General features: G+C 38.4%; 13 protein-coding genes. 2 read left to right on the top strand and 11 right to left on the bottom strand.

The genetic code is table 11. The annotated features are described in order from the left end of the window. Positions 1 to 2: 2 nt before the first annotated feature. The 4 genes from rfbD to H8Z77_RS11180 are packed head-to-tail and all read right to left on the bottom strand — an operon-like array spanning position 3 to position 3,623. Positions 3 to 890, bottom strand: a complete 888-nt coding sequence (gene rfbD, locus H8Z77_RS11195) for a dTDP-4-dehydrorhamnose reductase (protein WP_069987098.1) — start codon at positions 888 to 890, stop codon at positions 3 to 5. A gap of 12 nt (positions 891 to 902) precedes the next feature. Continuing rightward, positions 903 to 1,787, bottom strand: coding sequence for a glucose-1-phosphate thymidylyltransferase RfbA (gene rfbA, locus H8Z77_RS11190; protein WP_069987097.1), 885 nt, complete (start codon positions 1,785 to 1,787; stop codon positions 903 to 905). A 50-nt stretch (positions 1,788 to 1,837) separates the two neighbouring features. Further along, entirely contained in the window at positions 1,838 to 2,764 is a 927-nt protein-coding gene (locus H8Z77_RS11185; protein WP_186997049.1) for a glycosyltransferase family 2 protein, read from the bottom strand. Then, positions 2,757 to 3,623, bottom strand: coding sequence for a glycosyltransferase family 2 protein (locus tag H8Z77_RS11180; protein WP_186997048.1), 867 nt, complete (start codon positions 3,621 to 3,623; stop codon positions 2,757 to 2,759). The genes H8Z77_RS11185 and H8Z77_RS11180 overlap by 8 nt, the downstream gene beginning before the upstream one ends. Before the next feature lie 509 nt (positions 3,624 to 4,132). On the opposite strand from H8Z77_RS11180, the gene gltX reads away from it, so the two are divergent. Next, positions 4,133 to 5,581, top strand: a complete 1,449-nt coding sequence (gene gltX / locus H8Z77_RS11175; RefSeq protein WP_186997047.1) for a glutamate--tRNA ligase — start codon at positions 4,133 to 4,135, stop codon at positions 5,579 to 5,581. Between the two features lie 12 nt (positions 5,582 to 5,593). Next, entirely contained in the window at positions 5,594 to 6,550 is a 957-nt protein-coding gene (locus H8Z77_RS11170) for a D-2-hydroxyacid dehydrogenase (RefSeq protein WP_186997046.1), read from the top strand. Between the two features lie 705 nt (positions 6,551 to 7,255). On the opposite strand, the gene H8Z77_RS11165 is transcribed toward H8Z77_RS11170, so the two are convergent. The 7 genes from H8Z77_RS11165 to argH form a co-directional block, all read right to left on the bottom strand. After that, entirely contained in the window at positions 7,256 to 7,714 is a 459-nt protein-coding gene (locus tag H8Z77_RS11165; protein WP_186997045.1) for an Hsp20/alpha crystallin family protein, read from the bottom strand. A gap of 218 nt (positions 7,715 to 7,932) precedes the next feature. Then, positions 7,933 to 10,551, bottom strand: coding sequence for a cation-translocating P-type ATPase (locus H8Z77_RS11160; protein ID WP_186997044.1), 2,619 nt, complete (start codon positions 10,549 to 10,551; stop codon positions 7,933 to 7,935). A gap of 328 nt (positions 10,552 to 10,879) precedes the next feature. Beyond that, a complete protein-coding gene (locus tag H8Z77_RS11155) occupies positions 10,880 to 11,485 on the bottom strand; it encodes a TIGR04100 family radical SAM protein (RefSeq protein ID WP_069987091.1) in 606 nt (201 codons plus the stop codon). Between the two features lie 11 nt (positions 11,486 to 11,496). After that, complete coding sequence (locus H8Z77_RS11150; protein ID WP_069987090.1) at positions 11,497 to 12,021, bottom strand: TIGR04002 family protein; 525 nt, start codon at positions 12,019 to 12,021, stop codon at positions 11,497 to 11,499. An 11-nt stretch (positions 12,022 to 12,032) separates the two neighbouring features. After that, entirely contained in the window at positions 12,033 to 12,863 is an 831-nt protein-coding gene (locus tag H8Z77_RS11145) for a pyridoxamine kinase (RefSeq protein WP_186997043.1), read from the bottom strand. A 500-nt stretch (positions 12,864 to 13,363) separates the two neighbouring features. Further along, a complete protein-coding gene (argF, locus tag H8Z77_RS11140; RefSeq protein ID WP_186997042.1) occupies positions 13,364 to 14,272 on the bottom strand; it encodes an ornithine carbamoyltransferase in 909 nt (302 codons plus the stop codon). A gap of 2 nt (positions 14,273 to 14,274) precedes the next feature. Beyond that, on the bottom strand, positions 14,275 to 15,666 hold the full coding sequence (argH, locus tag H8Z77_RS11135; protein WP_069987087.1) for an argininosuccinate lyase: 1,392 nt from the start codon (positions 15,664 to 15,666) through the stop codon (positions 14,275 to 14,277). Between the last annotated feature and the right edge of the window lie 42 nt (positions 15,667 to 15,708).

The following is a 15,708-nucleotide window of genomic DNA, read 5'->3' as shown; positions in this document are numbered from 1 at the left end:
TATTATCCTTCTTCCTTATAGTTTTTTGCGTAACTTTCCAGGGCTTCTTCCCAAGAACGCATATGGTCGCCAATAGTACAACGCAACATCATATTATCCAAAGAGGAATACGCTGGGCGTTTTGTTGGGCTTGGGAATTCTTCTGATGTGCAAGGGCTTACTTTTGCGTCTACATGGAATACTTCCATGATTTTACAAGCAAACTCATACCAACTGCATTCACCATTACAGGTACAATGATAAACACCATATTCATTGGTAACAGCTAATTGCAACAGATGATAGGCCAGGTCAGCCGCATTGGTTGGGTTTCCACGTTGATCATCTACTACAGTTACCGCTCCATTGGTTCTTCCAAGGCGCAGCATTGTTTTGATAAAGTTTTTGCCTACATAACCATATAACCAGGATGTTCTAGCAATAAAGTATTTATCACAAAACTCCCGTACATATTGTTCTCCCAGGTTTTTGGAAGCACCATAAACGCTTTGCGGATTGGTAATATCCCATTCCACATAAGGGCGGTTTCCATCTCCGGCAAACACATAGTCAGTTGATACATGCACCAGTTTTGCATCCAGCTTTTTACACATAACAGCCAGATTCCTTGGACCAATGGCATTTGCTTTCATCGCAACTTCTTGGTTAGTTTCACAGCCATCTACATTGGTCATTGCCGCACAGTTAAAAACAACATCTGGTTTATGCTGTTCCATAAAGGCGGATACAGCATCAAAGTCTCCGATATCCAAATCTTCAATATCAACGGCTACTACAGTCGCATTTTTGTATACTTCTGAAATAGGACCCAATTCGGATATTCCTGTTTTTAAAACTTTTTGTAATTCAGTACCTAACTGTCCATGACAGCCTGTAATGACAATATTCATATTCAATTCCTCTTATTTCACAACAACTGTTTCTGCTACCTGATATAAATACTGGCCATATTCTGTGGTTTTCATACGGTCAGCTTGTTGTAACAGCTGTTCTTTGGTAATAAATTTATTGCGGTAAGCAATTTCTTCCAAACAGGATACATACAATCCCTGGCGGGTCTGTACCGCTTCAATAAAGTTAGCAGCTGCCAGCATCGCACGGTGGGTACCAGTATCCAGCCAAGCCATGCCACGGCCAAACAATTCTACTTTTAATTTTCCAGCTTCCAGATAAGCGTTGTTCACAGAAGTGATTTCCAACTCTCCACGTGCGGAAGGTTTTACATTCTTCGCAATTTCCACAACTTTGTTATCATAGAAATACAATCCTGGAACCGCATAGTTGGATTTTGGATGTTCCGGTTTTTCCTCAATAGAAAGTACATTTCCGTCTTCATCAAAATCTACAACGCCAAATGCTTTTGGATTGCTTACATGGTAGCCAAAAATAGTAGCGCCATCTTTACGGTTTACAGCAGCCTGTAAGCGCTCTGTAAAACGGTAGCCATAGAAGATATTATCCCCTAATACCAAGCAAACATTATCATCCCCAATAAATTCTTCTCCTAAAATGAAGGCTTCTGCTAATCCCCTTGGAGCGGTTTGTACTACATAGGAAAAACGAACACCGAATTGGCTTCCATCCCCCAGTAATTCTTTAAATACTTCGGTATCACGTGGAGTGGAAATAATCAAAATATCCTGGATACCAGCCAGCATTAAAGTAGAAATTGGATAATAAATCATAGGTTTGTCATAAACGGTTAAAATCTGCTTAGAACAAGCAATCGTGGAAGGATACAGCCGTGTTCCAGCTCCTCCTGCCAATACAATCCCTTTTGTAGCCATAAAAAAATCCTCCTCATCAATATTGATAGCTGAATAACAATGAATGTTCTTTATACATAAAATATCTGTCCCAATTTTCGGATCACTCCATATTTCCACAGCCGGTAACGGAATAACAAAAATATCCGCTTCCCTTTCCAATACTTTGGCAAGGTAGCATATGCTTGTACAATCCGTTTTTGTTTTGGGGTAAGGCAATGGCTATAACAATACCAAAAGGCAGCAGCCTGTTGATAGGTATCCTGTACCATTTGCTTGTTATCCCCATTGCTTTTGAAACGGTGCAGTAGGTATTTGATATCCTTTACATTTTTTGCCCCTACCTGGTTCCCGCTGTGTTGGCGGTATAAAATGGTGGCACGATCTACAAATCCAATTTTGCCAAACGCAGAAGCCACCAACGCCAGCCACCAGTCGTGCATAATCGCATCATCTGGAAATTTCGGACATAAATCCAACAAGTAACGGTTTACCATCATGGTACAGCCTGTTACAATATTTTGCGCCAGTAAATAATGGAGCTGTGTCCTCTCATAATCCATCTGCTGAGATTCAAACATGGAAGAAGAATATTCATACAAACGTTCATCTACAATTTTTAAATCTGTATGCACTAAAATCGGAGTTGTCGCTCCATAGCGGCTTTCCAATTCTTTCATTTTATACATAGTCCATTCCACTTTTGCGGGCAGCCATACATCATCATGGTCACATGTCATAACATAGTCCGCTGTAGAATGGGCAAGCAGGTTAAAAAACGTATACTTGGCGTTTCCTGAATTGGTTTCGTTTACGTAATATTCAATTTTATTTGGATAACGCTGCTGATAGCGCTCCACAATTTCAGGGGTTTGGTCGGTGGAACAATCGTCCAAAATGATCAAACGCCAATTGGTAAATGTTTGTTTTATAATGGAGTCCAACTGTTCAGAAAGATAAGCAGCACCATTATAAACAGCCAACAAAATATCAACCATCGGTTTGCTTCCTCTTTTTCATTTGGCGTAAGGCCAATGCTTTTTTCAAGCGGATCCCTGTTAAAACAATCCCATTGGTCAAACAATTATACTTTTTTCGGTAATGCTTGTTATAAAACAGGACCATCGCCTGGTAAAAGTGGTTTACAATTGCAGGATTTGTATTCAAACCGCTCTGCCCTTTTAGGTGGGTCATACTCGCCTGCCCATAATATACTACTTGATACCCATTCTGTTTGACACGGTAGCACAGGTCCAAATCTTCGCCATACATAAAATAATCGTCATCAAATCCATCTATTTGTTCAAATATCTGTTTTGGCATCAACAAATAGGAGCCAGAAACACTATCCACTTGTGTAATCGTATCCTCTTTCACAAAGGTCTGTCGGTAAGCGCCATATTTCTTAGATTCCGGATGGCGTCTGTCCATACCGGAAAAATAGTAGAGAGAACTCATTGGCGTAGGAAATCCTCGTTTACAGCCATGATCCAATGTACCATCCGCCAACAATGTACGAACGCCCAAGGCGCCAATCTCTGGGTGCTGTTTACAATACGCTACAGTCGTATCCAGTGTGCCCTCATGTAAAATGGTATCGTTATTTAAAAATAAAAGATAATCCCCATTGGAATAACTAGCACCTAAGTTACAGGCATTGCCAAACCCTTTATTTTGTACATTTAAATAGGTTTTAATCAACGGATGTTCCCTTGTATATTGCTGTTCTTTGCAACTGGAATTATCTATCACGATAATTTCGTATTCAATATGTTTTACTGTGGAAAAAACAGATTGTATCGTTTGTTCGGTCAATTCTTTTTTATTGTAATTGATTAAAATAATCGACAAATCCATTCTATCGCTCCAAATATCGTTTGCTTTCTGCTGCCGTTTTTTAACCGAAAAACAACATAAAAAGCGCATATCTATTACATTTTATCATTCCTTATTATACCGTTTTCTATTTTTGATGTCAATAGAATTACCGGATTATCGGCTGTTTCTAAAAAATCTGTCAAAATATAAAATTGCACAATTTACAATTCTATTTTTCTGTAATATTTACCAGTCATTTCTCTACAATTTGTATATTAAAACACTATTATTTTTTCAATTCCCATTTTCACACTAATATTTCTAAAATTATCTTGTTCCAAATAAGCGAAACCATACCCAAAAACTTTATTTTATTTCAAACATTTCAGGAATGGGACGATCTCCTATTTTCACTTGACTTTTTTCTTGTTCAACGGTAGTATATATATGATAGGATTGTATTGTTATGGCCACTTACAAACTTTGATTATAATAAGGTGGCTTGCTATCTGTAAATCCATAAATTTTTGAAAGAACAGGTGAAAAAAATGGCTAAAGTGAGAACCCGTTTTGCGCCATCTCCAACTGGCTATATGCATGTAGGTAACCTAAGAACTGCATTGTACGCATATTTGCTGGCAAAAAAATACGATGGCGATTTTATTTTGCGTATTGAAGACACAGACCGTGAACGTTATGTAGAAGGTGCTGTAGATATTATTTACGATACCCTGCGCAAAGCTGGATTAATCTGGGATGAAGGTCCAGATATTGGAGGGGATTATGGCCCCTATATTCAGAGCGAACGTATGGGTATGTTTAAAGGGTATGCGGAACAGCTAGTAGAAAGCGGACATGCCTATTACTGCTTCTGTGATAAAGACCGTTTGGAAGAGCTGCGTAAAATCCAGCAAGCTTCCGGTATCGCCCCAAAATATGACGGGCATTGCAAACATTTGAGCAAAGAAGAAATCCAGGAAAAATTGGATGCGGGCATTCCATATGTAATCCGCCAGAAATGTCCAACAGAAGGGACAACTACCTTCCATGATGAGGTGTTCGGCGATATTACTGTGGATAATTCCGTTTTAGATGACCAGATTTTAATCAAAGCGGATGGTATGCCAACTTACAATTTCGCCAACGTAGTAGATGACCACCTAATGGGGATTACCCATGTCATCCGTGGGAACGAATACCTGTCTTCTACTCCAAAATACAATTTATTATATGAGGCGTTTGGATGGGAACCTCCAGTTTATATCCACTGTTCCCCTGTTATGAAAAATGCAACCGAAAAATTATCCAAACGGAACGGCGACGCCTCTTTTGAGGACTTAATCAAAAAAGGATATTTAACCGAAGCAGTTGTAAACTACATTGCTTTGTTGGGATGGGCTCCAAAAGGGGAAGAAGAAATCTTTACCCTGCCAGAATTAATCCAAGAATTTGATGTTTCCGGTATTTCCAAATCCCCTGCTATTTTTGACACTCAAAAATTAAAGGCAATTAACGCAGAATATATTCGTCGGATGTCTTTGGATGAATTTGAGGAAATGGCAACCCCATATATCCGTCAAACCTGTAAAAAAGAAGATGTTGATTTACGCCTATTGGCAGAAATGCTTCATCCCCGTTGTGAACTATTCACCGATATTCCAGAACAAGTGGATTTTATCGATAAACTTCCAGATTATGATATTGCAATGTACACCCATAAAAAAATGAAAACCAATGCGGAAACCGCTTTGGTTGCGTTAAAAGAAACTTTGCCAGTATTAGAAGGGTTAAATGAGTGGAACATGGACAGCATCCATAACGCTTTATTTGAACTGATTGGCAAATTAGGTGTAAAAAACGGTTATATTTTATGGCCAGTACGTGTGGCTGTTTCTGGAAAACAGTTTACTCCTGGCGGTGGAATTGAAATTTGCGACCTATTAGGCAAAGAAGAAACCCTGCGCAGAATCCAAATTGGCATTGAAAAACTCTCTTAAGGACACATTATAATGAAACTAGTTTTATTGGATACCGCTGCCCTTGCTTCTAACGATTTGAGCCTGGATGTTTTCCAACAGTTTGGTGAAGTGGATTGTTATGACCGTACCCCACCAGAATTGGTAGCAGAACGAATTGGAACTGCGGAAATCGCATTTACCAACAAATCACTGATTTCCAACCAGGTACTGGATGCTTGTCCCAACTTAACATACATTGGCGTATTCGCAACAGGCTATAATGTCATTGAAGATATCCACTACGCAGCCCAAAAAGGGATTACTATCTGTAATGTACCTGAATATTCCACCGCTGCTGTCGCTCAAAACGCATTTGCCCATATCCTTTCCTTTTACAATAAAATCGATGAGCACAGCCAATCCGTCCATCAAGGAGATTGGCAAAACTGCAAAGATTTTTCTTACTATTTTCCAACCTTCGAACTGCTTGGAAAAACATTAGGAATTATTGGTTGTGGCAGCATTGGACGGCAAATGGCAGCAATTGCAACTGCATTTGGGATGAAGGTATTGGCATATACCAGAACACCAAAACCAGAATTAGAACAACAGGGAATCCATTTTGTCAACTTAGATAATCTGTTACAACAAAGTGATATTGTTAGCATCCACTGTCCATTAACGGAACAAACAGAACATCTTATCAACAGGGAACGGCTTTCTAAAATGAAGCCAACCGCCCTATTAATCAATACGGCACGAGGACCAATTGTTGAAGAACAAGCTTTGACAGATGCGCTAAATAGCGGTAAAATTGCAGGTGCTGGAATAGATGTGGTTTCCCAAGAACCAATTCTTGCAACCAATCCATTACTAACAGCAAAAAACTGCCATATTACTCCTCATATTGCTTGGGCGGGTTATGAAACACGTTCTCGATTATTACAAATCGCTGTGGATAACCTAACAGCCTTTTTAAATGGCAGTCCACAAAATCAAATTAATTAATATCTGAATAAAAATATCCTTTCTGTATGATATTGTAATGCAATGCACTGATACACCAGAAAGGATATTTTTTATTTTATGATAATAGGATCACTATAAAATCAATCCCGTAGATTGTTTTATAAACACGGAAAATGGGACAACAAAAATATTACATCGCACTACCTTACCAAATGGATATAAATCTGTAAGGAATACTGCCAAATATAAAAACCGCTTAAAAAATACGACTGACAAAAACATTACTAGAAACAATAAAATCTTTATGCTCTTATTCCATAAATAACTGTTGTATCCTTTTCGATAAAATGATTTTTGCAGTGTTATAATTTCAACATAATATTCTTTTTCAATTACAATCCATCAAAATAGGTCAATAATAAAAATGTTTATTTAGGCTATCCTTCTGGAAATTTGCTAAAATCTTATCTAACTTAAATAAAATTGAAAAAGTTTTTCACACTTAGTCAGATAGTCAAGAGCATCTCTTGCACAATCCTACTATAAGAGATGCTGATTTCTATTATTGCACGCTGCCACCTGTAAACGAGTCAAAAACAGTACTATTTTATTCGCTATTTAATCATTCTTTCACTTTTCGGCTTGGATAAAGCTCTCCATTATGATTGTTGCACTACTCTTTTTTCCACATCTAAAAGATACCATGTAAAAAGCCTGATAGGAAAATTTCCCATCAGGCTCCTACTATTCAATCTGTAATCGCTTTGATGTTTTTACTTCTTCTTTCTTTTTTGGAAGAGTTAGTTTCAAAACACCATTATCATATTTCGCTTTAATATGGTCTGTATCTACCTCTGACACATCAAACTGTCTGGAATAAGATCCATAAGAACGTTCACAGCGAACGTAATCATTTTTCTTATCCTTTTCTTCATGTTCAGAGTGACGTTCCGCTTTAATAGTCAATACATCACCATCAATATCCAAGCTAATGTCATCTTTGTTAAATCCTGGAAGATCCGCTTCCAAAACATATTCATTACCATGGTCTATAATATCTGTTTTAAACTCTGACAACATATGGTCATCAAAGAAATCAAATGGCCTGTCAAAGAAATTTCTTTCTAGCTCTTCCATCTCGCGGAATGGATTATAAGAGGACAGATTGTGTCTACGATTGTTATAAGGTCTCATGGCAAACATATAAATTACCTCCGATTAAAAAGTATTGATTATTTAATCCGATTCAATTTACATGCGTTCGGTTTGGATTAACAGGTCAACGAACGTTTATTATTTTTCCCATTGGAATCACCTTCTGTTAGTAGATGTTTGTTTTTCTTTCCTTTTACAATTATTATTGTAGGATTCAAAATCGCATGGTGTGTTATAAAAATGTGAACTTTTTATTTCACTGCAAATTATCTGTTTTTTCTATTGAAAACAGCTTCCCGGATACTCTTGTAAAGCTGGATAATAAAGGTTGGACAAAATGCCAGCAAATAAATAAAACCAATATTAGCACCACTTAATGGAGCAACTGAGAATAAACCATGCAAGAATGGGATATACATCACTGCGCTTAATAGCAACACACCCACTACAAAAGCAAGTACACTGTAAATATTGCTAAACAGCCCTACTTTTCCAATAGAGTGTTTGCTTCTACAGTTGAACCCATGGAACAATCGTGCCAAAGATAAAGTACAAAAAGCCATGGTACTTGCAACAGCAGCGGAAGTCTGCAATCCGATGTAGAAAGCAATTAAAGTGAAAATTCCAATAATACAACCTTCTACACAGATCCGCATTAAAAAGTCCCCTGTTAAAATACCTTCTTTTGGATCACGCGGAGGGTCTTTTAAAACATCCTTACTGGCTGGTTCCATACCAATTGCAATTGCAGGAAGGCTATCCGTTAGCAAGTTGATAAACAACAAATGTACAGGGACAAATGGAACTGGCAACGCTGCAATAGAAGTATACAGTACCACTAAAATTCCTGCCATATTGCCACCTAACAGGAATTTAATTGCGTTTTTAATATTGCGGTATACATTTCTACCATTGGCAACCGCTTTTACAATGGTTGCAAAGTTATCATCCGTTAAAATCATCGAAGCGGCATCTTTGGATACTTCAGTACCAGTAATACCCATTGCAATTCCGATATCCGCCTTTTTCAGAGCTGGTGCATCGTTTACCCCATCTCCAGTCATAGAAACAATTTTGCCTTTTCTTTGCCATGCGTCTACAATACGGATTTTATGCTCCGGAGATACTCTTGCGTAAACAGAAACTTTTTCCAACACTTCATCCAACTGCTGGTCGGTAAACGCATCCAATTCCAATCCAGTTAACGCCATATCCCCTTCCTGCATAATGCCGATTTGTTTGGCAATAGCGGAAGCAGTTACTTTATGGTCGCCAGTAATCATAATTGGTTTAATGCCAGCACGGCGGGCATCGGCTACCGCCTGCTTGGATTCTTCCCTTGGAGGGTCTATCATCGAAATTAATCCTACAAAGGTATATCCCTGCTCATCTTCTAATGTAATATTATTTTCTGTATTCAGTTCTTTGCAAGCGAAAGCAAGAACACGCAGCCCATTTTCAGATAAGTGTTGGTTGGCATCCAAAATTTTCTGTTTATCTTCTGGCGTAATTGGACAGACACCCTTTGCCGTGTAAATTTGGGTGACCCGTTCCATTAGCACGTCCAATGCACCCTTTGTGAGCATCATGCGTTTTCCATTTAGCATATGGACAGTACTCATCAGTTTCCGATCAGAATCAAATGGAATTTCCGATAATCGAGGGTACTGTTCTCTATAAGAGACTTCCTCTACTTCAAAATGATGCGCTAAATCAATCAAAGCAAATTCAGTGGGGTCTCCAATGGGGTTTCCATCAATAATAGTAGCGTCATTTGCCAATACAGCTGTGTCCAATAATAGTTGATGGACTGGATTGGAACGATCTAACTTTTTGCAATCAAATAATTGATGGTCTGTATAAATTTGCTGTACGGTCATTTTATTTTGGGTTAATGTCCCTGTTTTATCCGAACAGATAATGGATACAGAACCCAAACTTTCTACTGCTTTTAATTGTTTGATAATGGCGTTTTCTTTTACCATCTTCTGTGTTCCCATTGCCAATACAATGGTAACAATACTGCTCAAAGCCTCTGGAATTGCCGCTACAGCTAAGGCAACCGCAAACATCAAAGCATCCAGGAAAGGCATATTACGATATAATCCTAGCCCAAATACCACAATACAGATAGCAATGATTACAAGAGCTAATTTTTTGCTAAATTCATCCAAACTCACTTGTAATGGGGTTGCCTTTTGCTGTGTCTGGTTCATTAAGGTAGCAATCTTACCAATTTCGGTATTCATTCCTGTAGATGTAACTACCATAACTGCTCTGCCATAGGTAATAAACGACCCAGAAAATACCATATTCTTCTGGTCCCCCAAAGGCAATTTATCTTGGTTGATCTTTTCCGCTATTTTGGTTACATTCTCCGATTCTCCCGTTAAAGAGCTTTCATTCACCTGTAGGGAATAGTTCTCCAAAATCCTGCCATCTGCCACAACCATATCGCCAGCTTCTAAAAATACGATATCCCCTGGTACTACTTCAGCAGAAGGGATTTCAATTTTCACACCATTCCGCAGTACTTTGGCTGTAGGAGAAGAAAGAGATTTTAAACTAGCTAAGGACTTTTCCGCTTTAAAATGCTGTACAGTGCCTAAAATCGCGTTCAGGATAATCACCGCAAAAATAACAATGGTACTTTCTATTTCTCCTGAAAACATTGAAATAATTGCGGCTACAATTAGGATACCAACCAATAAATCTTTAAATTGCTCTAAAAAAACCACAATTGGCGATTTTCGTTTGGTCTCTGTCAATGTATTATCGCCATATTTTTGCCGGCGTTCTGTTACTTGGGAATCCTGCAGCCCCTCCATTTGGGTATCCAATGCCTTTAATACGGATTCCGCAGACTGGTTAAAATATGCTGCCATTGGCAATCCACTCCTTTTGTATTTCCTTTTTGATTCCACTATTCCATTGTAAAGTAACAAAAAAGACTTTTAATGTAATCCCTCTCATCGGAATTACATTAAAAGTCTTGTTACCAACTGGTTTGGTATACACCACCAGATTACACTAGCGTAATCGAGGTTGTTGATGATGTATTTCAACTACTCCCTTTTAATGGATATACAATATCATAAAACGAAATATAGAATCTATTGCTAGTATAACATCTATTCCGGCAGGATGCAACCATAGTATACCCTAAATAAACAAAATTTACACAATCGCTAAATGTTCATATTTTATTTAAAATTATTCTTCATAAGGACGAACCCGTAAAGTAACACCAATGCTATCACAAATTTCTTTGCTCTTTTGCTGTTCTTCCAGGGTCGTCACCTGGTCTACAACCGTCATAACCACATTTGGTACATACTTGGTGCAATCTTTTGCATATTGTAACATCGCGTCAAAAGATTTGAAACCAAATTTGCTCCTGGTCAATCGGTAATATTCTTCCGCATCTGGTGCATTTAAACTGATCGAAACAGTGTCAATCAATCCTTTTAATTGTTGCGCAGTAGGCTTTTTCCATATTAAATCCGCCAGCCCATTGGTATTGATACGGATGAGCAAAGAAGGACATGCTCTCTTACAGTAGGCAGCAACCTGTAACAAAACATCCAAACGCTCAGTAGGTTCCCCATATCCGCAAAATACCAGTTCGTTATATTGGGTAAGATTCTGTTTTTTCAGCTCTTCTAAAATTTCTTCAAAACTGGGCTCATGTTCCAACCACAAGGAATCCGAGCCATATACCCCATCCTGGTTCTGTCTTAAACAAAAAGTACAGGAACATGGGCATCGGTTGGTTAAATTCACATATAGCCCATCTTTCGCTGGATATAAAATTGTCATATCATTTCCTCCTATGCGTTGTTTTGGCTAAAAATACGATTGCGCTGTTTAAACCCCATTCGATCCAAAGCAAACCCTAAAACCAGATATAATCCACCGCTGAACCCAATTTGAACAAAATAACCGGTAATTCCCGCCAAAGGCGAAATCCAGTTTTGCACGATAATTACTTCAGCCAGATAATATCCCCCTACGCAAAGAGCAAACGCAGGTATTAAGCCAAATAAGTTCCGTTTACACAATATCGTTTTTGCCTTATTGGTAAAACAAAATACTGTAAGCGCCTTAATAATAATAGTAGGTACTACCCAAATAACATAGCCGGACAAAGCATCTGCCATCGCTGCACCAACTACACTGGCGCCTATCGCATAAGGGGTAGGTAATAAGCTAGCTGCCATATAAATAAACGCATCACCAACATGGGTGTATCCGGTATGGCTGGGAATGTGTAGATAAGCGGTTAAAACAAAAATTAACGCGGCGAACATCGCTGATAATACCAGGTATTTTACTTTTGTTGTGTTCTGTTGCATAAGAACTCCCCCTAAACTATTAAGTCTGTTAAAAATTCTTCAAAACAGATTCCATCTGTATCCGGAATCCCCATTTCAGTTGTTTTTAAAACTGATTTTGAGATAAAATCAGTTGCCAACTGAACAGATTGGTAAAAATCTATTCCATTGACAGCGGCACCTGCAATAATAGAAGAAAAAACATCCCCTGTTCCAGAACGGGTAGCACCAATTTTTAGGGAGCGGATTATTTTGCTTTCCTTGCCTTGTTCATACACAAAATTTCCAATATACTCTCCATCTTGAATGCCAGAAATCACAATCTTTTTTGGCCCTTGCTGAGATAATAGATGACACATTTTCTCTAATTCAGGCATACTATAATTTTCCCGATAACCTTTTCCTGTTAAAATACATGCTTCGGTTAGATTTGGTGTTAAAATATCGGCGTATTCTACTAACCAGTGCATTTTTGATGCCAGCTTTGGACTGTAAGTCGGGTACAGCTTACCATTGTCCCCCATAACAGGGTCTACAATTCCAATCGTATGGCTGGATTTGAATTGTTGAAAAAAATCAATTACAATTTCAATTTGTTCTTCCGATCCCAAAAATCCAGTATCAATTCCTTCAAACTGCAATCCAAGTTTTTTCCATTCTGCAATATACGGCTTCATGGATTGGGTATAGTCTTTGTAGTAAAAACTTTGAAAACCTGTGTGGTTGGAAAAAATCGCTGTGGGGATAGGACAGCACTGAATTTTCATAGCAGAAATAATCGGCAACGCCACCGCGATAGAACATCGCCCAAATCCGGAAAAATCATTGATTACCGCAATTTTCTTCTGATTGTTGTGTGACATGGGGTGATTCTCTCCTCGCATCAAAAATAGGATAAATTTAGTATACGTCAACATAAAGCAAAATCCAATTTTATAAAACTCTGTCATCAAATATTTACATTTATAAATATTTCATATATTTACTCTGTTATATTCCTTTATTTATTGTAAAATAGTAATTAAAAAAATCATTTTATATTTTTATGTTAAAAGAGTTTATTGTAAAAACAAACAATTTTTTCAGGTCTATCAATGCAATATCCGATTATTTGGTAGAAATTAAAAAAGTGAAATTACTTTGAATCACTTCTTACTGGGTATAGCCATAACCATTATTTCATCATTGACAAATACAATTCCAAAAAGTATTGAATTGGTTTTTCTCTGATAAAACAGGATAGAATTTACTCTATTTTTCTCTAGCGTAACCCTATTTTAGAATCACAGGGCCATTTTCGGCAAAGTTATAATAAAAAATAGGGGATTCTGAAAATCCCCTATTCGATATCAAACAAATCTGATTAATCTGCCATCAATTTTACCAAAACTGCTTTTTGGGCATGTAGGCGATTTTCCGCTTCATCAAAAATTTCATTCGCATGTGCTTCCAACACAGCTTCTGTAATTTCTTCTCCACGGTGGGCTGGCAAACAATGCTGCACCATTGCGTCCGGTTTTGCCACTGCCATAATTTCATCGTTGATTTGATAAACTCCCTGGAATACAGTACGGCGTTTTACGGATTCTTCCTCCTGTCCCATAGAAGCCCATACATCTGTAAATAAGATATCCGCATCTTTTGCAGCCTGTTTTGGATCGGTGGTCAGTTCAAAGCAATCATATTGTTTTGCGAAATCCAACACTTCTTTTGCTGGTTCATACTCCTCTGGGCAAGCAACAGATACTTTCATCCCCACTTTTAGACCACCTACGATTAAAGAGTTGGCCATGTTATTTCCATCGCCAATATAGCACATCTTCAAGCCGTCAAACCCAGTTTTATATTCCCGGATTGTCTGTAAATCCGCCAACACCTGGCATGGATGACAAAAATCGGTCAGTCCATTGATGATTGGAATACTACCATATTCTGCTAAGTCTTCTACCTCTTTTTGTTCAAAAGTGCGGATCATAATCCCATCAATATAGCGGGAAAGAACACGAGCAGTATCTTGAACGGGTTCCCCACGACCAATTTGCAAATCGTTGGAAGATAAAAACAATGGGTAGCCACCCAATTGGTACATTCCAGTTTCAAAGGAAACACGAGTTCTAGTAGAGGATTTTTGGAAAATCATACCTAATGTTTTTCCTTTTAAAATAGGATGTTCAATCCCGTTTTTACTTTCATATTTCAATTTATCCGCTAAATCCAGCAGTTCAATAATTTCTTCTTTGGTCAAATCCAGTAATTTTAATAAATGTTTCATGGTTATTTCCCCTCCATTAACGTTTTTAATGTTTGTTTTGCGTTGGCAATTTGGACAGATACACTTTTAGAGGATGGGCCTCCTTTTGTGTTGCGCCCATTCACGCAGGTTAACAGGTCAATTGCCTGGTATACGTCCTGTTCAAAAGTTTCACAAACAGATTGATACGTGGATAATTCCAGTGTTTCCAAAGTCTTGTTCTGGTCAATACAGATTGCCACCAATTCCCCTGTAATTTTATATGCGTCGCGGAAAGGCAACCCTTTTTTCACAAGGTAATCCGCGCAATCTGTAGCATTGATGAAACCCTTTGCCGCAGCGTGGCGCATATTTTCTTTTAACACTTTCATCGTTCGAATCATTGGGATAAAGGTAGAAATACAAAGTTTTACAGTATCGATAGCATCAAAAGTAGCTTCCTTATCCTCTTGCATATCTTTATTATATGCCAGTGGAAGCCCCTTCATCATGGTCAGCAAAGTGGTCAAATCCCCGTTAACCCTACCTGTTTTTCCACGGATTAATTCCGTAATATCTGGATTTTTCTTTTGTGGCATAATGCTAGAACCGGTTGCGTAGGCATCATCCAATTCGATAAACTTAAACTCCCAGGAACACCACAAAATAATTTCCTCTGAAAAACGAGAAAGATGGGTCATAAGCAAGCTGATGTCGCTGGTTAATTCGATACAGTAATCACGGTCTGAAACCCCATCTAAACTGTTTTCAGTTGGAGATTGAAACCCCAACAATTCGGTTACCATGTCCCGATCAATGGGGTAGGTTGTTGCTGCTAGGGCACAGCTGCCCAAAGGCATGGTGTCCATCCGTTTGTAACAGTCGTTTAACCGGCCAATATCCCGCAGAAACATCTGAACATACGCCATTAAATGATGGGCAAAAGTAACCGGTTGTGCCCGCTGTAAATGGGTATACCCTGGCATAATGGTGTCCAAATGCTGCTCTGCCAAGGTGTATAAAGTTTCCACCAGTTCTGCTACCATCCCACGGATTTCGATGATTTCATCCTTCAGGTACATTTTAAAATCCAAAGCAACCTGGTCGTTCCTACTACGGGAGGTATGCAACCGCTTTCCAGTATCCCCTAACCGCTTTGTTAGTTCCGCTTCTACAAACATATGGATATCTTCCGCGGTAGGATCAAACTCCAATTTTCCCTGTTCAATATCTTCTAAAATACCTTTTAACCCTTCTACCAGCGCCTGGGATTCGGATAACTCGATAATTCCTGTTTTCCCCAGCATGGTTGCATGGGCAATACTACCTGTAATATCTTGGCGGTACATCCTGGCATCAAAAGAAATCGAGGAGTTAAAATCGTTTACTTTTTCATCCACTTCTTTTTTGAACCGGCCAGCCCACATTTTTGCCATAAATCATTCTCCTATCTTATACCAATAATAGAAATGCCATAA

Origin of the sequence: Clostridium facile (genome assembly GCF_014297275.1) — a bacterium.
GTDB lineage: Bacteria > Bacillota > Clostridia > Oscillospirales > Ruminococcaceae > Massilioclostridium > Massilioclostridium facile.
This window is presented reverse-complemented; position numbering and strand designations above follow the sequence as displayed.